This is a genomic window from Pseudomonas sp. 8_5_2, from assembly GCF_059295255.1.
This window is the reverse complement of the sequence record NZ_CM181238.1, coordinates 3,584,419-3,601,463: the sequence shown is the minus strand read 5'-3', so window position 1 is coordinate 3,601,463 and position 17,045 is coordinate 3,584,419. Positions and strand designations below refer to the sequence as shown.

Here is a 17,045-nt window from a genome sequence, read left to right as displayed (position 1 = left end):
GGGATGCGTGGGTCCTGGGGGCGCTACGACTTTGACAAATTGCATCGGGGCTGACAGGCACTGCACCGCTTGCGGCAAGCACCTGTCCGCCCCGAAGCGCTCCCTGTAGGATCCCCGGCGAAGAGGCCAGGCGACAAAGATGCGGGCGCTATCAATCACCAGGCCATCGCCCGGTCCCACCCCTTCCAGAACAACCACCGCCGCACCTCGCCATGCGCCCCGGTGCCGATCTGCCAAGCCGGCCGCCCGCTGTCCAGCGCAATTACCGAAACAATCCCCGCATGGCTCGCCGCCACCAGCGTACGCCCGTCGGCGCTGACATCCATCGCACTGATGGTCGAACCCAGGTAATGCTGCCAATGCTCATTGCCATCTTCGCCAAATGCCCGCAGGTAGCCATAGGCATCGCCGACGATATACTCGCCGTCGCGCGCGACCCCGGCGTACACCCGTGCACCTTCCTGGATCAACGGGGTACGTGGGTCCTGGCTGTAGTAGTCGGTATCCAGCCCCGGCAGATCGGCCACTCTCACCGCCAGCGTGGCGCCGCTGTAGAAGTGGCAGGCATTGAGGATGACCTGGTCGCCCGCACGGTTGAACAGCGCAAAGTGCGGGTACTCGCTGCAAGGACCGATTGCGGCCAGTGGTTCGAGCCGGTCATTGAACACCAGGTGCCGGCTGCCTTGCTCACCGGTCACGATCAGTCGGCCATCCACCGAGATTGCCGCATGCTCCATGCTCAGCCCCAGGCTGATGTCTTCCGGTTCGGTGCCTTCGGCCAGTTCATCGAGTACCCGCGCCTGGTGTGGCAGCAGGCGGGTCGCACCCTGGCCGGCCAGCACGAAGATACCCTCGGCACTCACCAGCAGCACCCGCTGGCCATCGGGGAAGGGGATCAGCGCTGTTGGCGTGGGGGGCAAATCGAACGGCTCGAACGGGTAACCGGGCGGCAAGCCCTCCAGCCCCGTGGGCCAGGCCAGGCGCTGGACCTGCGGACCGCCCCAGCCATCGGTCACACGCACGCCCTCGGCATTGGCCAAAGCGAAATAGCGCCGAGCGGGGCAACGGCCGAAGTGGTCTGTGCCGATCACCGGGGTCACCCCGTGCTGGTCGATTCGCACCACCTGGCCTTTCTCATGCGGCATGCCGATGCGGGCCAGCAGGCTGCCGTCCTCCAGCAGCAGGACGTTGCCGATGCCTTGGCCGTGTTCATCGAGCAACGGCACCAGGGGGTGGTGCGCAGGGGGCCAGGCCTGGCGGAAGGCCTGGCGCTGTTGCGCGTCGACGCCAGGGCGGTTGGCTGCCTGCAGGGCCGCCTGCCAGGCATCCAGCAGGTGCCCGGTGGCCGGCGGCTGCGGCGCCTCGAGGTTGTCCCAGCCTTGCGCGCGGCCCTGCGCGACGTAGTCGTTGACGGCCTGGGCATAGGCGATGACCGCCTGCTGCCACTGCTGCTGGGGGTGCTGCTTGTCCATGAGTGGATCGGGCTCCTTGTTGCAAACGCGTTTCACACAAAGCGCTCATGGTACTCCTTCTGCCTGCCTTGCGGTTGTGAGGCCCCGGCTTGACGCGTACCATGCCGGCCATTCCTATCCATAACAAAGCGTACGTCGTCACCCCTGCAAGCGGGTGGTCGGCGTGCGACCTGTCGCCTTGTGCGGAGAAGCGGTTTCCACCATGAACGGACCCATACCCACCCACCTGCCGCCGACGGCGGGCAGCGGCAGCTGGCTGAGCGTGATCGCGCTGGCCTTGGCTGCCTTCATCTTCAACACCACCGAATTCGTCCCGGTGGCGTTGCTCAGCGACATCGGCCGTAGCTTCGACATGAGCACCGCCCAGGTGGGCCTGATGCTGACCATCTACGCGTGGGTGGTGGCGCTGGCCTCGCTGCCGATGATGCTGCTGACCCGCAATATCGAACGGCGCCGCCTGCTGCTTTTCGTGTTCCTGGTATTCATTGTCAGCCACCTGCTGTCGTGGCTATCGCAAAGCTTTGCCATGCTGCTGGTCAGCCGTATCGGCATTGCCCTGGCGCACGCGGTGTTCTGGGCCATCACCGCCTCGCTGGCGGTGCGTGTGGCGCCACCGGGCCAGCAGGCCAAGGCGTTGGGCCTGCTGGCCACCGGCACCACACTGGCCATGGTTCTGGGCATTCCGCTGGGCCGTGTGGTGGGCGAGGCCCTGGGCTGGCGCATCACCTTCCTGAGCATTGCCGGGGTGGCGCTGGTCACCATGCTGTGCCTGATGAAATCGCTGCCGCTGTTGCCCAGCCAGAATTCGGGCTCGCTGCGCAGCCTGCCGATCCTGTTCAAGCGCCCGGCGCTGGTCATTACCTATGTGCTGGTAACCCTGGTGATCACCGCGCAGTTCACCGCCTACAGCTATATCGAGCCGTTCGCCCTGCACGTGGCGCAGATCAGTGGCGAGCGCACCACGTTGTTGCTGCTGCTGTTTGGCGGTGCCGGGGTGTTCGGATCGGTGCTGTTCAGCCGCTACAGCGACCGCTTCCCCCAGGGTTTCCTGGTCGGCTCGATCGGCGTGCTCGCCGCGTGCCTGCTGTTGCTGTGGCCAATGTCGGGCAACTTCTATCTGTTCGCTGCGCTGAGCATGTTCTGGGGTGTGGCGATCCTGAGCTTCAGCCTGGCGTTGCAGGCCAAGACCCTGAAGCTGGCGTCCGACGCCACAGACGTGGCCATGGCGCTGTTCTCGGGCATCTACAACATCGGCATCGGCGGTGGAGCGTTGTTGGGCAGTATCGTCAGCAGCCAGACGGGCGTGGCGCATATCGGCCTGGTGGGGGGGAGCGTGGCGGTGGTCGGGTTGCTGCTGGCCGTTGCCAGCATCCGCCGGTTTCGGGAGGCGGTAAGCAGCTGAACACCCCCCTCTCCAATCGATAGCCCTCAGCCCCTGTCAGCGCGGCTTGCGCAGCGCCGCATGCTGGGGGTTGAAGGTAACTACCGCCAGCAAGCTGAACAACACGGTCAACCCCAGGCACACCACCAGCGCCAGCAGGTTCAGCCGCTGATACAGGGCAAAACGCACCAGCTCCACGGCATGGGTAAAGGGGTTGAGCGCACACAGCCAGTACAGCCACTGGCTGGCCTCGCGCATCTTCCACAACGGGTACAACGCCGAAGACAGGAAAAACAGCGGGAAGATCACGAAATTCATCACCCCGGCAAAGTTCTCCAATTGGCGGATCGCGTTCGACAGCAACAACCCCAGGGCGCTGAGCATCAGGGCCACCAGCAACAACGCCGGCAGCGCCAGCAGCAACCCGCCAGCCGGTGGCTGCACGCCGTACAACCAGGCGATGGCGAGAAAGGCATACACCTGCAGCAGCGAAATCAGCGAGGTTGCCAGCAGCTTGCTGGCCAGCAGGAACGGCCGTGGCAGCGGGCTGGTCAGCAGCACCCGCATGCTGCCCATTTCCCGGTCATATACCATCGACAACGAGCCCTGCATGCCGTTGAACAGCAGGATCATGCAGGCCAGCCCGGGAATGATGTACACCTCGTAGGGGATGTAGCTGTCATAGGGCTCGATGATTGCTATGCCCAGCGCCGCGCGAAAGCCGGCGGCAAACACCAGCAGCCACAGCAGCGGGCGCACCAGGGCGCTGAGCAAGCGCGTGCGCTGTAGCACGAACCGCAGGCATTCGCGTTGCAGGATGCCATTGAAACATTGCCAGTAAGCGTTCATCGGGCATGGGCTCCTGAGGGCGTGCTGGTCAAGCAAGCAAAGGCGTCATCGAGGTCGCCACCGTGCGCCAGGCTCAGGCTATCGGCCGTGCCGCTGGCCACCAGGCGCCCCTGATGCAGGATCAGCAAGTCATCGTGCGGTTGTACTTCGTCCAGCAAGTGGGTGGTCCACAACACGCTGAGGTCGTGTTCCCGGCACAGCTGCCGCAGGTGCTGGTTGAGCGCCAGCCGGCTGGCCGGGTCAAGGCCGACGCTGGCTTCGTCCAGCAACAGCAAGCGCGGTTCATGCAGCAGCGCACGGGCGATTTCCACCCGGCGCCGATGGCCGATGTTCAGCTCGCGAACGCGGTCCCGGCGGCGTTCACCCAGGCCCTGGCGGGCCAGTTCGGCGTCCACCCGCAGGCTGCTCTGACGCCGCGACAGGCCGTGCAGCGCCGCGTGGTAGCGCAGGTTCTGCTCGACGCTGAGGTCCAGGTCCAGGGTGCTTTGCTGAAACACCACCCCCAGCTGGCGCAAGGCCGCGCGTGGCTGGTCGCGCAGTGAGCAGCCACCCACGCGGATGTCGCCTTGTTGCAGGTCGTAGAGGCGTGTCAGCAGGGCGATCAAAGTCGACTTGCCCGCGCCGTTCGGGCCCAGCAACGCGGCAAATCGCCCGGGCGCCAGGCTGAACCCGACCTGTCTGAGCGCCTCGCGCGGGCCGTAGGCGAAGCTCACGTCACTGACCTCAAGGGCGTTCATGGCGTGACCACCACGCCCCAGGGGTAGCGCCCGACCTTCACCGACTTGAGCACCTTGAGGCTTTTGGTATCGATTACCGAAACATCGCCGCTGACCCCGTTGGTGGCCAGCAACTGACTTTGGTCGGGGGTAAACGCCAGCTGCCAGACTCGTCGGCCGACCAGCAGGTAGTCCATTACCTCGTAGGTGCTGGCATCGATCACCGCCACATGGTTGGCCGGGCCCAGGGCAACGAAGGCGTACTTGCCATCGCCACTGAGCTTGATGCCCACCGGCTGCACTTTGTCCGGGTGCACACCCTTGATCTGGAAGTTCAGGGTTTTCAGCACCTGGCGCGTGGCCACGTCGAGGATGGTCACCGTGCCGCCGATTTCCGCCGAAGCCCACAGTCGCGACCCGTCCTGGTTGAACTCGACAAAACGCGGCCGCTGATCGACCAGGGTGCTCTCGGCCAGGGCCTGGGTGCTGGTGTCGATCCAGTGCAGCATGTTGGTGGTTTCGCTGGTGTTGACCGCCCACTTGCCATCCGGGCTCACCGCCATGCCTTCGGGTTCGATGCCGACGTCGATCTGCCCCAGCACCTTGTCGGTCACGGTGTCGATCACCGTTACCAGTGCGTCGTCCTCGTTGGACACGTACAGCCACCGGTCGTTGGGGTGCAGGGCGAATTGCTCGGGGTCCTTGCCGGAGGGCAGTTCCTTGATGATCTTGCGGGTGGCCACGTCCATCACCTGCACCCGGTCCGAGTCGCTGGCGCAGATGTACAGCAGCTTGTTGTCGTGGGACAGCAGCAGGCCGCGCGGGCGCTGGCCGACCGGCAGGGTCTCGGTGACCTCCATGGTTTGCAGATCAATCAGGCTGAGGCTGTTGTCCTTCTCGTTGGAGACCCAGGCGGTTGCAGCCATGGCATGTCCGCTGGTCAGTGCCAGGGCGCCCGACAGCAGGCTGGGGTACAGCAGGGCCCGGTGGAAGAGGGAGCGGCGCATGGCGAATTCCTTGTTGTTGTGGTTATCGGGTCAGGGGTAGCTGCAGGTCACTTCGGGTTTGTCGTAGCCCAGGCTGTCCATCTCGTTGAACGGGTGCAGGAAGCCCTCCTGCGGCGAGGTACTGACCAGGGCGCGCGGCTGCACCAGCGGGATCGGTTGGCGCAGCTCACCGTTCCACGGCCGGTAGCTGAGCTTGCGGCCCTTGAATCCGTCCAGCGGCAACTGTTCGCTGAGCAGCAGTTGCTGCAGTGCGCGTGGCTCGGCCTGGCGCAGTTTGCTGACAGCGCTGGCGATGCTGCGCACGGCCATCCAGGCGGCGAAATCGCGGTCGTTCATCCAGCGCCCGGCCTGGGCTTCGAAACGTTTTTGCAGCTGCGCCGCGCCAAAGGTCTCCACGGTCTTGTGCCAGCCGGTAGGTGTCAGGCCCTGGGTGCCGGCCACGGGGCGCGGGTACCAGGTCTGGTAGGGCAGGTACTCGCCGAAGTCGCCGCGCTCGTCGGCCACCAGCACCACGTCGTATTCGGCGGTCTGGGTGAACAGCGGCATGTCGGCCTGGGCGCTGCGGCGCTGGTCGTTGTCGAAGGTCCAGGTTTTTTCCGCCACCAGCTGCACGCCAAAGCGTTTTGCCGCGCGGCGCAGGGCGGCGGCGTAGGCCTGGTCGTCCTCGGTCTGCCCGACCACCAGCAGCGCCCGCTGCCATTTGCGCACTACCAGCAACTGCACCAGCGCATCAGCCAGCATGGCCCGGCCCGGCAAGCTGTGCAGTACATTGCCCAGGCACTGGTTGCTGCGCAGGCTGTCGTCGGGGCTGCCGGCGTTGAACAGCAGGCTGTCGGGCAGGGCCGCAGACAGCGCGCGCAGGCTGGCGGCAGGGGCGTTCACCACGAACAATCGCAGGCCCTGGTCATGCTGGGCCTTGGCGGCCTGCAGCAGCGCGGCGGGGGTGTCGACATTGGCGCGGGTCAGGTGGAACGCTTGCTGCAGAAAGCGCCCGGTGCTGTTGCTGTCGACGATCGCCAGCTCGGCACCCTGCAGCCCGGCATCGGCGGGCTCGGGGATGATATTGGACAGCAACGGGCCTGGGTCGGGGCGGTAGCCAAGGTAGCCGATGCCAACTTGCAACGCGGCTGCAGCCTGGCCCGCAACCGCGGGCGCCAGGTCGACAGACAGTGTCGCGACCAAGGTCAGCAGGCAGGTCAGGGCAAGGCGGGCAGGCTGGTGCATGACACACTCCACGGCAGATGGCGCCAGCATAGGAAGCCCGCCGGGAGCGGGAAATATGCAGAAAGTACCGCTCGGCCGGTACCAAGGTAGTAATTCGCCACGCATGCCCCGGTTTTACGATGGTCCCAGCGCCCCTGAGGAGACCCTGCCCATGCGCCTGATCAACCTGACGGCCCTGTGGCGGATCAACCTTTGTGTCACCCTGTGCTTCGCCCTGCTGACGCTGGCCTGTGCCGGGGTGCTGCTGCACCAGGCGGTGGCGGATGTCGAACGTGAGTTGCAGTCCGCCGAAGCCGTAGTGGCCTACCTGGGTGACACCGCCGAACGTGACCCGGCAAGCCTGCAGCCACGGTTGACCCAAAGCCTGCGCCATGTGCGGGTGCACTGGCTGGCGGCGAACCAAACGGCGCGGCTGCCGCAGGAGGCGGGGCTGGATGCCTGGCTGGGCCGCCAGCTGATTGGCGAGCGCCACCACAGCACTCGGCTGCTGAACCTGAAGGACGGGCGCCGGGTGTTGATTGCCGTCGACGCGCGGGATGAGATCGACGAGGTCTGGGAAGCCCTGTTGCAACTGCTGGGCCTGTGTGGCGTGGCTTTGTTGTTGAGCCTGGTGAGCATCCGCTGGGCGGTGCGGCGGGGCCTGGGGCTGCTGGATGAGCTGTTGCAGGCCTTGCGCCAGGTGTCGGGTGGGCAATTGACTGCGCGATTACGCGAGGCGGGCCTGCCCGAGGCTCGGCAACTGGCTGAGCACTTCAACCACATGACGGTCTCATTGGCGCAGGCCCGGGCCGACAACACCCAATTGACCCAGGCGTTGCTGGCCGTGCAGGAGCAGGAACGCACCCAGCTGGCGCAGGCCCTGCACGATGACCTGGGGCAATACCTGGCGGGTATTCGCGCCCAGGGCTGCCTGCTGCGCCTGTCGGCCGAACAGCCCACGGTAGTGCAGCAGACCGCGCTGGCCCTGGAACTCAATTGCGAACGCCTGCAACAGGGCTTTCGCGCACTGGTACACGACCTGTATCCGGTGGCCTTGCAACACCTGCCCCTGGCCGAAGCCTTCAGCTTGCTGGTGAACCGTTGGCGGGCCAGCCAGGGCATCGATTGCCGCTTGCGGATCGGCGAGCAACTGCCGCTGCTGCCCGATTCGAGCAGGACGCATCTGTATCGGCTGCTGCAGGAGGCGTTGACCAACGTTGCCCGGCATGCGGGCGCCAGCCAGGTGCGGATACGCCTGCAACGCTGCGGCAATGGCTTGCGCCTGTTTGTTCGCGACAATGGCTGCGGTGCGCGCCAGCCCCAGCGACCTGGGGTAGGCCTGCATTCGATGGCCGAGCGTGCCCGCAGCCTGGGCGGGGAGCTGCGAATCCTCAGCCGCCCCGGTAGCGGCTGGGCGCTGGCCCTGACTATTCCCGAGGAGGTTCGATGAATATTGTCCTGGTCGATGACCATGCCGTGGTTCGCCAGGGTTATGCCAGCCTGCTGCGCGCCGTGTTGCCAGCGATGCAGGTGCGTGAGGCTGCCAGTGGCGAGGAGGCGCTGGCGCGGGTACACGAGCAGGTGCCCAACCTGGTGATCATGGACTTCGGCCTGCCGGGCATCAGCGGCCTGGAAACTACCCGCCGCCTGCGCCAGCGCCTGCCGCAGCTGCGCGTGCTGTTTTTCAGCATGCATGACGAATTGCCGTTGGTGCGCCAGGCGCTGGAGGCGGGGGCCTCGGGCTACCTGACCAAGAACTCGGCGCCCGAGGTGTTGATCGAGGCGGTGCAGCGGGTGCTGGCGGGGCATGCGTACATTGAGCAGCCGTTGGCTACGCAACTGGCCTGCGCTTCACAGCATGGGCAAAGCGACCCGCGGCTGCAGCGCATGACTCAGCGTGAGCTGGAGATTTTTGTGATGCTGGCCAAGGGGACACCGGTGCGGGTAATCGCCGAGCAGTTGTGTATCAGTGCCAAGACGGTGTCCAATCATCTGACTTTACTCAAAAGCAAGTTGCAGGTCGGGTCGCACGCCGAGCTGGTGCATTTGGGCATTGATCTGGGGGTGGTGAGGGTGGCGGGGTGAATGGAGCCCCGCGCGGCGCTCGATCGCACAGGCGCAGAAAATGCCAGGACGACCACCCGTTCAATCATCCCAACTGTCAGGACACCCCCTGCACCCCTCCATATCGGCCTCCTGAAAATTCCCATAATGCTGCCGCGCCCCACGCAAATCGGCATTCCCCAGGTTGCTCTGGCCAAACTTGGCCTCCTGCAGGTTGGCATCCCCAAGGTTGGCACCTTGCAGGTCAGCCTTGCTCAACCAGGCCATTTCCAGGTCCGCCGCCTGCAGGTTGACCTGCTGCATCTTTGCCCCTGACAGCCTGGCAAACTGCAGATAGGCAGCGCTGAGGTCGGCCTTGGCAAACTGTGCACCCTGGGCGAACAAGCCCCAGCCCTGAATGGCCACCAGCCTGCTATTGCTCAGGTCGGCCAGGCGCAGGTTGCTCTGCTGCAGGCTGGCACGGGTCAGGTTGGCGCCCTGCAAGCGGGCCTTTTCCAGATTGGCCAGGTCCAGCCTGGCGTGGCGCAGGTCGGCATCGCGCAGGTCGGCACCGGCCAGGTTCATCTTGCGCAGGTCCTGGTTGGCCAGGTTGGCGCCGCGCAGGTTGGCGCCCGGGCACTGGCTGGCTTCGGCGATGACGCAGCCATTGATGGTCAGTGGGGTGTCATCGCCAGCGTCGTCACTGGTGACGGCAACGGCAGGGGCGAGTACCAGCAGCAGGGCAAAGGGCAGGTAGTTCATGGCAGAAGGCTCTTGGCGAATGAAGGCAGGTGCGGGGAGCGGCCAGCCACTCCCCGCAGGCGGTCAACGTTGTGCGGTTTTGGTATCCCAGCTCGGGATCTTGAACACCCAGAACGAGCCACCCTGGGCCACCGGTTTGGTCAGTTCGGCCATGTCGCCGCCCCACAACGGCACCGCGCCGCCATAGCCTACGGTGACGCCGATGTACTGCTCGCCATCCTGCTCCCAGGTGATCGGCGGCGAGACGATGCCGCTGCCGGTCTGGAACTTCCACAGCTCCTTGCCCGTCTTGGCATCGAAGGCCTTGAAGAAGCCGTCGCCGGTGCCGGTGAACACCAGGTTGCCCTTGGTCGCCAGCACGCCGGCCCACAGCGGCAGGTGCTCCTTGTGCTCCCATACCAGCTTGCCGGTGCTCGGGTCCATGGCGCGCAGGGTGCCGACGTGGTCGTCGTACATGCGCTTGATGCGAAAGCCCATGCCCAGGTAGGCCGAGCCTTTCTTGTAGTTCACTTCCTCAGTCCAGTATTCCTCTTTCCACTGGTTGCCGGGGATGTAGAACAGGCCGGTGTCCTGGCTGTAGGCCATGGGGTTCCAGTTCTTGCCACCCAGGAACGGTGGCGACACTTCCACCGGCTTGCCCTTGGTTTCACCCGGTAGCGGTTTGGCCGGGCGCTGGCCGGGGTTTTCCACCGGGCGCCCGGTCTTCAGGTCGATATGGCTGGCCCAGGTGATGTTGTCGACGAAGGGGAAGGCGTTCTGCAGTTTGCCGTTGTTGCGGTCCACCACGTAGAAGAACCCGTTACGGTCGGCGTGGCCGGTGGCCTTGACTACCTTGCCGTCCTTGTCCTTGTAGTCGAACAGCACCAGTTCGTTGTTGCCGGAGAAGTCCCAGGCATCGTTGGGCGTGTGCTGGTAGAACCACTTCACTTCACCGGTGCTTGGGTCCACCCCGACCTGGCCGGAGGTGTACAGGCTGTCGAAGTCGTGCGGGTTGCCGTCCTTGGCGGTGCGCGCCCAGGTGTTCCAGGGGCCGGGGTTGCCGGCGCCGACGATGATCGTGTTGCTCTCGGGGTCGAAACTGGCGCTCTGCCAAGGGGCACCGCCGCCGTGGCTCCAGGCTTCGACCTTGCCGGTTTCGGTGGTGGGGTCGTCCGGCCAGGAGGGCGCCTTGATGTCGCCGGTGGGGGTGCTGTCCTTGCCGTTCAAGCGGCCCATGTGGCCCTCGACGAAGGGCCGCATCCACACCTCGTCACCGGTGTCCGGGTCGCGGGCGAACAGCTGGCCGACCACGCCGAATTCATCGCCGGAACTGCCATGAATCAGCAGCACTTTGCCGCTGGTCTTGTCCTTGATCAGCACCGGGGCGCCGGTCATGGTGTAGCCGGCGCTGTGGTCGCCGAACTTCTTGTTCCACACCACCTTGCCGGTACGTTTGTCGAGGGCGATGAGCCGCGCGTCGAGGGTGCCGAAGTAGATCTTGTCGCCGTAGATGGCGGCCCCACGGTTGACCACGTCGCAGCACGGGCGAATGTTGTCGGGCAGGCGGTGATTGTAGGTCCAAAGGCGTTTACCGGTTTTGGCATCGAGGGCGAACACCCGCGAGTACGAGCCGGTGACGTAGACCACGCCGTCGCTGACAATGGCCTGCGATTCCTGGCCGCGCTGCTTTTCGTCGCCGAAGGAATAGGACCAGGCCGGGGTCAGCTTGAATACGTTCCGGTCGTTGACCTGGGCCAGCGGGCTCCAGCGTTGGGCGTTGGTGCCCATGCCGTACTGCAGCACGTCCTGGGTGGTCAGGTGATCATTGGCGATGTCTTCCCAGGTCACGTTCTTGCTGGCAGGTGCGGCAGGTGCAGTGGCGGCCACGGCGAGGTTGCCCAGGGCCAGGCTACCGGCCAGCAGCAGGGCCCGCACGCTCAGGGCCAGAGGGGAAAGGGCGGGTAGCGTTGTTATTGTCATGGTTGCAGTTCCCTGTGGAGTTTTGGCCTGCACAGGGTGCGGCGGCGCGGCCGTGGCCGGATACGGAAAATTTCCCGCGCTTGTCGGGAAGAGTTCCCGAACGCCACCTCAATTGGCCCTTCGCCGCAAGCCCTACTACCAAGGGAGGAAGGCCCGGCCACCAAAGCAGCATTCGGCTGCCTGCGGGCTGTTTCTAAGATGGCGGCACAGCCTCTGTGGTTGAGGCTTTGCGTGCAATGGTGAGGGCATAACAATGACAACAGAACGCAATGTCTTGCTGGCTGCCGGGCTGCTGCTTGGCGCCGTGCTGAGCGGTACCGCGTGGGCCCATGGCAACGTGGTGCCGCAGGCAGTGGAGACCAACGGCCTGACCCCGATCAAGGACGCCGGGGTGAGCCTGGACGGCGACGGCTGGGCGGCGGTCAACCCGTACCGTGCCTCGCCCGAGCACGACAAGGCCGTGGAAATCGGCGCCTCGGCCTACAACCAGAACTGCGCGGCCTGCCATGGCCTGGAAGCCAAGTCTGGCGGCATTGCCCCGGATTTGCGCCTGCTCGATGTGGGCGACGCCGGCGATGAGTGGTTCGTCGAGCGGGTACGCCATGGCGCGGTGCGTGACGGCCGGGTGTACATGCCGAAGATGGCTGACTATCTGAGCCAGGAGGCCCTGTGGGCGGTGCGCACCTACCTGGACAGCGTGCACGTCGAGGAGTGACGGCCATGCGTCTGCTGGCAGTGCTGTTGGGTGGCCTGCTGCTGTGTTGCGCGGCGGCCCAGGCGCAGGTGCGCAACTACGACGCGATCATCGCCGCCGGCGAGCTGAAAGTGGCGGTGTACAAGGATTTCGCCCCTTACAGTTTCGACGACCACGGCCAGCCGCGCGGCGTCGATGTAGAGTTGGCACAGGCCCTGGCCACGGCCCTGGGCGTGCGCCTGCAGTTGATCTGGGCACCGCCCGGAGAAAAGCTCGACGACGATTTGCGCGACTATATCTGGCGCGGCAGCCCGCTGCGCCAGCAGCAGTTGGCCGACCTGATGATGCGGGTGCCCTACGACCATGCCTATGCGCAGAAGCGCAACGAACTGGGCGAACTGGAAAACGCCCAAGTGGTGATGTTCGGCCCCTATCAGGAAGAACGCTGGCAGGTCGCCTACGACCGCCGTCGGCTGGCCTCGGTGGCCAGCGTCGCGGTATTCCAGCAGCACCCCATCGGGGTGGAAGTGGACAGCGTGCCATCGTTTTACCTGACCTCGGTGTTCGACGGCATGCTCAGCGCCAGGACGCATCATTACCCCACTGTGCAGCAGGCGTTTGCCGCGATGCAGGCCGGCCAGGTAGACGCGGTGATGGCGATGCGCGGGGAGGTGGACTGGCAGTTGCACCAGGCGGCCGACCCCCAACTGGTTCTGGCGGAAAACGCCTACCCGAAGCTTGGCAAGCAGGCCTGGGAAATTGGCATGGCGGTGCATGAAAGCAACCGGCAGCTGGCGTATGCCGTGGAGGAGGCGCTAGAGGCGCTGATCCGGGATGGGCGGATGAAAGCCATCTATGCCAACTACGGCCTGCGCTACCAGACTCCGGAAATGTATCAATAGTGCTTGCAGCACCTTTGTGGGAGCGGGCGCGCCCGCGAACACGGGCGCAGCCCGTGCCATCCACCGCGCTGCCTGATTCGCGGGCATGCCCGCTCCCACATTAACCATGCCGGCTCAATGGATAACGGTTTCATCAAGGAGTGGCCGATGAACTGGCGAGTAACGTTACTGCTGGCCTGCTGGATGCCTTGGGCAGTCGTGGCCGGCGAACCGAGTGCCAAGCCGGACCCGGTACCCTCGGTCATGTGGGACTTCTACCACAAGCAGCTGCTCGGCCAGGCGGCATTCGTCTTCGATGACCGGGTCAAGCTGCTGGCGCCGCCCTTTGCCGAGGACGCGCGCCAGGTACCGCTGGAAATCGACGCCCGGGCGTTTACCGGCGAGGTTGTGCGCATCCTCGCCTGGGCCGAGCTCAACCCGCTACCGCGGATTGTCGATTTCCAGCCCGGCGAGCGCGTGCTGCCGTGGTTGTCGATCCGCATCCGCATCGAACAGGCCACGCCGCTGCGCGCTGCGGTGCTGACACGTGACGGCTTGTGGCATGTCGGCTCGACCTTGATCGATGCCGCCGGCGGTGGCTGTACCGCACCCAGCGTGGTCCGCACCCAGCCTGGCTGGGAGGAGCACCTCGGCGAGGTACTGGGCGGGCGCTACCCGCGTGGCGACAGCAGCCGCCTGCGCCTGCAGGTGGCCCACCCGATGGACAACGGCCTGGTCAGCGGTATTCCCGAATTCTTTCTCAACCATGCCGAGTTGCAAAACGCGGACGGCCAACGCATGGCCAGCTTGGAACTGTACCCGGCAGTCAGCGAAAACCCCAACCTGGGTTTCGATATCCAGGGCACTGGGCCGACCCGCCTGTTATTGCAAGACAACAGCGGCAACCAGTTCGAAGCGGCGGTGCCCTGAGCGCGTTGCCTGAGTTAACCCCCTGCCCGGAGGCGCCGTCATGCGTTGGATCCTGCTGTTGCTGTTGTGCCTGGGGCTGCCGGCCCATGCGGACCTGGATTACCGCCTCATACCCCGGCAGATCGCCCAGGGCACCTGGCTGCTGGAAGGCAGCACCGACAACTTTGCCAAGGCCAATGGCGGCAATATCGTCAACACCGCGTTCATCGTCACCGACAGCGGTGTGGTGGTGATCGACAGCGGGCCGTCGAAGCGCTATGGCGAAGCCTTGCGCCAGGCTATCGCTGCCACCACCGACAAGCCGGTGCTGGAAGTGTTGCTGACCCATCATCACCCCGACCATGTGCTGGGCAACCAGGCCTTCGCCGATGTACCCATTGGCGCCCTGGCCGGCACTGGCGACCTGTTGCGCCAGCAGGGCGAGGTCATGGCCGAAAACATGTACCGCCTGGTGGGCGACTGGATGCGGGGCACCGAGGTGATGCTGCCGACCCGGGTGCTGGAACCTGGCGTCCATGAAGTGGGCGGGCATCGGCTGCGGTTGCTGGCGCTGGGTGGGCATACCGGTGCCGACCTGGCAATTCTCGATGAGAAGACTGGCGTGCTGTTCGCCGGTGACCTGGTGTTCTATGAACGGGCGCTGACCACCCCTAACAGCCCGGGGCTGGATGTGTGGCTGAAGGACCTGGACACCTTGCAAGCCCTGCCCTGGAAGCAGCTTGTGCCCGGGCACGGTCCGGTGGCCAGCGATGCGCGGCCGTTTGTGCAGATGCGTGATTACCTGGGCTGGCTGGATGGGCTGATGCGCGACGGCGCGGCGCGTGGCGATGACATGGCCGAGGTGATCCGCAGCCCCATCCCCGAGCGCTTTGCCGGCATCAGCCTTACGCGTTATGAGCTGATTCGCAGTGTCAGCCACCTTTATCCCCGCTACGAGCGCCAACAACTCCAGCGCGTCGATACCAAACCCTGACGCGGTCCCCTGTAGGAGGGGCCTTGCGTCGCGATGGGCTGCGCAGCAGCCCCAAAATTTGCGCATCATGCAAGATTGCCGGGGCCGCTGCGCGCCGCATCGCGACGCAAGGCCGCTCCTACAGAGGACCGCGCAGGGTAGCTGCTACCAACGAACTAGAAAACTCCGCACTGCGGGCAATTGTCGGTGAGCAGGTCGCAACCAAGAATTCTCGGCACACCGGGAAATTTTCCCGGACACAACAAAAAACCAAAGGTAGCCGTCATGACCCGATCCCCACGCCGTCCTGTGTTCGCCGTGAGCCTGGTGCTCAGCGCCATGCTGCTTGCCGGCGCGGCCCACGCCGCTGTCAGCAACGAAGAGATCCTCCAGGACCCTGAGAACCCGCAGCAGATCGTGACCAACGGCCTGGGCGTGCAGGGCCAGCGCTACAGCCCGCTGGACCTGCTCAACGCCACAAACGTCAAGGAGCTGCGGCCGGTCTGGGCGTTTTCCTTCGGCGGCGAGAAGCAGCGCGGCCAGCAGGCGCAGCCGCTGATCAAGGACGGGGTGATGTACCTGACCGGCTCCTATTCGCGGGTATTTGCCGTGGACGCCCGTACCGGCAAAAAGCTGTGGCAGTACGATGCGCGCCTGCCCGATGACATCCGCCCGTGCTGCGACGTGATCAACCGGGGCGTGGCACTGTACGGCGACCTGGTGTTCTTCGGCACCCTGGACGCCAAGCTGGTAGCGCTGAACAAGGACACTGGCAAGGTGGTATGGAGCAAGAAAGTCGCCGACCACAAGGAAGGCTATTCCATCAGCGCCGCGCCAATGATCGTCAACGGCAAGCTGATCACCGGCGTCGCTGGCGGCGAGTTTGGCGTGGTGGGCAAGATCCAGGCCTACAACCCGGAAAACGGCGAGCTGCTGTGGATGCGCCCTACGGTCGAAGGGCACATGGGCTACGTGTACAAGGACGGCAAGGCGATCGAGAACGGTATCTCCGGGGGCGAGGCCGGCAAGACCTGGCCCGGCGACCTGTGGAAGACCGGTGGCGCCGCGCCATGGCTGGGCGGCTACTACGACCCGGAAACCAACCTGATCCTGTTCGGCACCGGCAACCCGGCGCCGTGGAATTCGCACCTGCGCCCTGGCGACAACCTGTATTCCTCGTCGCGCCTGGCGCTGAACCCGGACGATGGCACCATCAAGTGGCACTTCCAGAGCACGCCGCATGACGGCTGGGACTTCGATGGCGTCAACGAGCTGATCTCGTTCAATTACAAGGACGCCGGCAAAGAGGTCAAGGCCGCCGCCACGGCCGACCGCAACGGCTTCTTCTACGTGCTGGACCGCACCAACGGCAAATTCATCCGCGGCTTCCCCTTTGTCGACAAGATCACCTGGGCCACCGGCCTGGACAAGGACGGCCGGCCGATCTACAACGACGCCAGCCGCCCTGGCGCCCCCGGCAGCGAGGCCAAGGGCAGCTCGGTGTTCGTCGCCCCGGCGTTCCTCGGCGCCAAGAACTGGATGCCGATGGCCTACAACAAGGACACCGGGCTGTTCTACGTGCCGTCCAACGAGTGGGGCATGGACATCTGGAACGAGGGCATCGCCTACAAGAAGGGTGCGGCGTTCCTCGGCGCCGGCTTCACCATCAAGCCGCTCAACGAAGACTATATCGGCGTGCTGCGCGCCATCGACCCGATCAGCGGCAAGGAAGTGTGGCGCCACAAGAACTACGCGCCGCTGTGGGGCGGGGTGCTGACCACCAAGGGCAACCTGGTGTTCACCGGCACGCCGGAAGGCTTCCTGCAGGCGTTCAATGCCAAAACCGGCGAGAAGGTCTGGGAGTTCCAGACCGGCTCCGGCGTGCTCGGCTCGCCGGTGACCTGGGAAATGGACGGCGAGCAGTATGTCTCGGTGGTGTCCGGCTGGGGCGGCGCGGTGCCGCTGTGGGGGGGTGAAGTGGCCAAACGGGTCAAGGACTTCAACCAGGGCGGCATGCTCTGGACCTTCAAGCTGCCCAAGCAACTGCAGCAAACGGCAAGCACCACGCCGTAAAGCCTGAACCCTACTACCAAATGACGAGAGCCCCGCTGCCAACGATGCATTCGTCTGGCAGGCGGGGCTTTCTACTATCGCTGCATCGCCTGTCGCCGGACAGGCATCGACCCGCAGAGGCTC

The 17,045-nt window shown here is 65.2% G+C and carries 15 protein-coding genes; 8 read left to right on the top strand and 7 right to left on the bottom strand.

All coding sequences use genetic code 11. The features are described 5' to 3' along the window. Positions 1-155 precede the first annotated feature (155 nt). Positions 156-1,472: a WD40 repeat domain-containing protein gene (locus AC5O5R_RS16565; RefSeq protein WP_172228701.1), complete on the bottom strand. Its 1,317-nt coding sequence runs from the start codon at positions 1,470-1,472 to the stop codon at positions 156-158. Between the two features lie 202 nt (positions 1,473-1,674). Here AC5O5R_RS16565 and AC5O5R_RS16560 point away from each other — a divergent pair, with 202 nt between their 5' ends. Continuing rightward, positions 1,675-2,874 (top strand): sugar transporter, encoded by a 1,200-nt coding sequence (locus AC5O5R_RS16560; RefSeq protein ID WP_172228699.1) that lies wholly within the window; start codon positions 1,675-1,677, stop codon positions 2,872-2,874. A gap of 36 nt (positions 2,875-2,910) precedes the next feature. Here the strand turns inward: AC5O5R_RS16560 and AC5O5R_RS16555 are convergent, their stop codons facing one another. From AC5O5R_RS16555 to AC5O5R_RS16540, 4 genes are read right to left on the bottom strand one after another with little or no spacing between them, the layout of a single operon-like run. Next, positions 2,911-3,702, bottom strand: a complete 792-nt coding sequence (locus AC5O5R_RS16555) for an ABC transporter permease (RefSeq protein WP_172228697.1) — start codon at positions 3,700-3,702, stop codon at positions 2,911-2,913. Then, positions 3,699-4,439: an ABC transporter ATP-binding protein gene (locus AC5O5R_RS16550; protein WP_172228695.1), complete on the bottom strand. Its 741-nt coding sequence runs from the start codon at positions 4,437-4,439 to the stop codon at positions 3,699-3,701. Before AC5O5R_RS16550 ends, AC5O5R_RS16555 begins: the two co-directional genes overlap by 4 nt. Further along, positions 4,436-5,425: a YVTN family beta-propeller repeat protein gene (locus AC5O5R_RS16545; protein WP_172228693.1), complete on the bottom strand. Its 990-nt coding sequence runs from the start codon at positions 5,423-5,425 to the stop codon at positions 4,436-4,438. The genes AC5O5R_RS16550 and AC5O5R_RS16545 overlap by 4 nt, the downstream gene beginning before the upstream one ends. A gap of 30 nt (positions 5,426-5,455) precedes the next feature. Continuing rightward, positions 5,456-6,649: an ABC transporter substrate-binding protein gene (locus tag AC5O5R_RS16540; protein WP_172228691.1), complete on the bottom strand. Its 1,194-nt coding sequence runs from the start codon at positions 6,647-6,649 to the stop codon at positions 5,456-5,458. A 151-nt stretch (positions 6,650-6,800) separates the two neighbouring features. Here AC5O5R_RS16540 and AC5O5R_RS16535 point away from each other — a divergent pair, with 151 nt between their 5' ends. Beyond that, positions 6,801-8,078 (top strand): sensor histidine kinase, encoded by a 1,278-nt coding sequence (locus tag AC5O5R_RS16535; RefSeq protein ID WP_172228689.1) that lies wholly within the window; start codon positions 6,801-6,803, stop codon positions 8,076-8,078. Continuing rightward, entirely contained in the window at positions 8,075-8,713 is a 639-nt protein-coding gene (locus tag AC5O5R_RS16530; protein ID WP_172228687.1) for a response regulator, read from the top strand. Before AC5O5R_RS16535 ends, AC5O5R_RS16530 begins: the two co-directional genes overlap by 4 nt. A gap of 60 nt (positions 8,714-8,773) precedes the next feature. On the opposite strand, the gene AC5O5R_RS16525 is transcribed toward AC5O5R_RS16530, so the two are convergent. Together AC5O5R_RS16525 and exaA are read right to left on the bottom strand one after the other, a co-directional pair. Next, positions 8,774-9,433, bottom strand: coding sequence for a pentapeptide repeat-containing protein (locus AC5O5R_RS16525; RefSeq protein ID WP_172228152.1), 660 nt, complete (start codon positions 9,431-9,433; stop codon positions 8,774-8,776). A 63-nt stretch (positions 9,434-9,496) separates the two neighbouring features. Beyond that, on the bottom strand, positions 9,497-11,392 hold the full coding sequence (gene exaA, locus AC5O5R_RS16520; RefSeq protein ID WP_172228150.1) for a quinoprotein ethanol dehydrogenase: 1,896 nt from the start codon (positions 11,390-11,392) through the stop codon (positions 9,497-9,499). 253 nt (positions 11,393-11,645) lie between these two features. On the opposite strand from exaA, the gene pedF reads away from it, so the two are divergent. The 5 genes from pedF (at position 11,646) to pedH (ending at position 16,922) form a co-directional block, all read left to right on the top strand. Continuing rightward, positions 11,646-12,107, top strand: coding sequence for a cytochrome c-550 PedF (gene pedF, locus AC5O5R_RS16515; RefSeq protein ID WP_172228148.1), 462 nt, complete (start codon positions 11,646-11,648; stop codon positions 12,105-12,107). Between the two features lie 5 nt (positions 12,108-12,112). Beyond that, the gene (locus AC5O5R_RS16510) at positions 12,113-12,988 is read left to right on the top strand and encodes a substrate-binding periplasmic protein (protein WP_172228146.1); all 876 of its coding nucleotides are present in this window, start codon (positions 12,113-12,115) and stop codon (positions 12,986-12,988) included. Positions 12,989-13,135: 147 nt separating this feature from the next. After that, positions 13,136-13,897, top strand: a complete 762-nt coding sequence (locus AC5O5R_RS16505) for a quinoprotein dehydrogenase-associated SoxYZ-like carrier (RefSeq protein WP_172228144.1) — start codon at positions 13,136-13,138, stop codon at positions 13,895-13,897. 40 nt (positions 13,898-13,937) lie between these two features. Further along, entirely contained in the window at positions 13,938-14,870 is a 933-nt protein-coding gene (locus tag AC5O5R_RS16500; RefSeq protein WP_494514538.1) for a quinoprotein relay system zinc metallohydrolase 1, read from the top strand. 264 nt (positions 14,871-15,134) lie between these two features. Then, positions 15,135-16,922, top strand: coding sequence for a PQQ-dependent alcohol dehydrogenase PedH (pedH, locus tag AC5O5R_RS16495; RefSeq protein ID WP_172228140.1), 1,788 nt, complete (start codon positions 15,135-15,137; stop codon positions 16,920-16,922). Positions 16,923-17,045: the final 123 nt, after the last annotated feature.

Coding starts and splice junctions, on each gene's coding strand:
- AC5O5R_RS16525 (WP_172228152.1), bottom strand. CDS start 9,433: ATGAACTACCTGCCCTTTGCCCTGCTGCTGGTACTCGCCCCTGCCGTT.
- AC5O5R_RS16555 (WP_172228697.1), bottom strand. CDS start 3,702: ATGAACGCTTACTGGCAATGTTTCAATGGCATCCTGCAACGCGAATGC.
- AC5O5R_RS16560 (WP_172228699.1), top strand. CDS start 1,675: ATGAACGGACCCATACCCACCCACCTGCCGCCGACGGCGGGCAGCGGC.
- AC5O5R_RS16550 (WP_172228695.1), bottom strand. CDS start 4,439: ATGAACGCCCTTGAGGTCAGTGACGTGAGCTTCGCCTACGGCCCGCGC.
- AC5O5R_RS16545 (WP_172228693.1), bottom strand. CDS start 5,425: ATGCGCCGCTCCCTCTTCCACCGGGCCCTGCTGTACCCCAGCCTGCTG.
- pedH (WP_172228140.1), top strand. CDS start 15,135: ATGACCCGATCCCCACGCCGTCCTGTGTTCGCCGTGAGCCTGGTGCTC.
- AC5O5R_RS16565 (WP_172228701.1), bottom strand. CDS start 1,472: ATGGACAAGCAGCACCCCCAGCAGCAGTGGCAGCAGGCGGTCATCGCC.
- pedF (WP_172228148.1), top strand. CDS start 11,646: ATGACAACAGAACGCAATGTCTTGCTGGCTGCCGGGCTGCTGCTTGGC.
- AC5O5R_RS16500 (WP_494514538.1), top strand. CDS start 13,938: ATGCGTTGGATCCTGCTGTTGCTGTTGTGCCTGGGGCTGCCGGCCCAT.
- exaA (WP_172228150.1), bottom strand. CDS start 11,392: ATGACAATAACAACGCTACCCGCCCTTTCCCCTCTGGCCCTGAGCGTG.
- AC5O5R_RS16510 (WP_172228146.1), top strand. CDS start 12,113: ATGCGTCTGCTGGCAGTGCTGTTGGGTGGCCTGCTGCTGTGTTGCGCG.
- AC5O5R_RS16535 (WP_172228689.1), top strand. CDS start 6,801: ATGCGCCTGATCAACCTGACGGCCCTGTGGCGGATCAACCTTTGTGTC.
- AC5O5R_RS16505 (WP_172228144.1), top strand. CDS start 13,136: ATGAACTGGCGAGTAACGTTACTGCTGGCCTGCTGGATGCCTTGGGCA.
- AC5O5R_RS16540 (WP_172228691.1), bottom strand. CDS start 6,649: ATGCACCAGCCTGCCCGCCTTGCCCTGACCTGCCTGCTGACCTTGGTC.
- AC5O5R_RS16530 (WP_172228687.1), top strand. CDS start 8,075: ATGAATATTGTCCTGGTCGATGACCATGCCGTGGTTCGCCAGGGTTAT.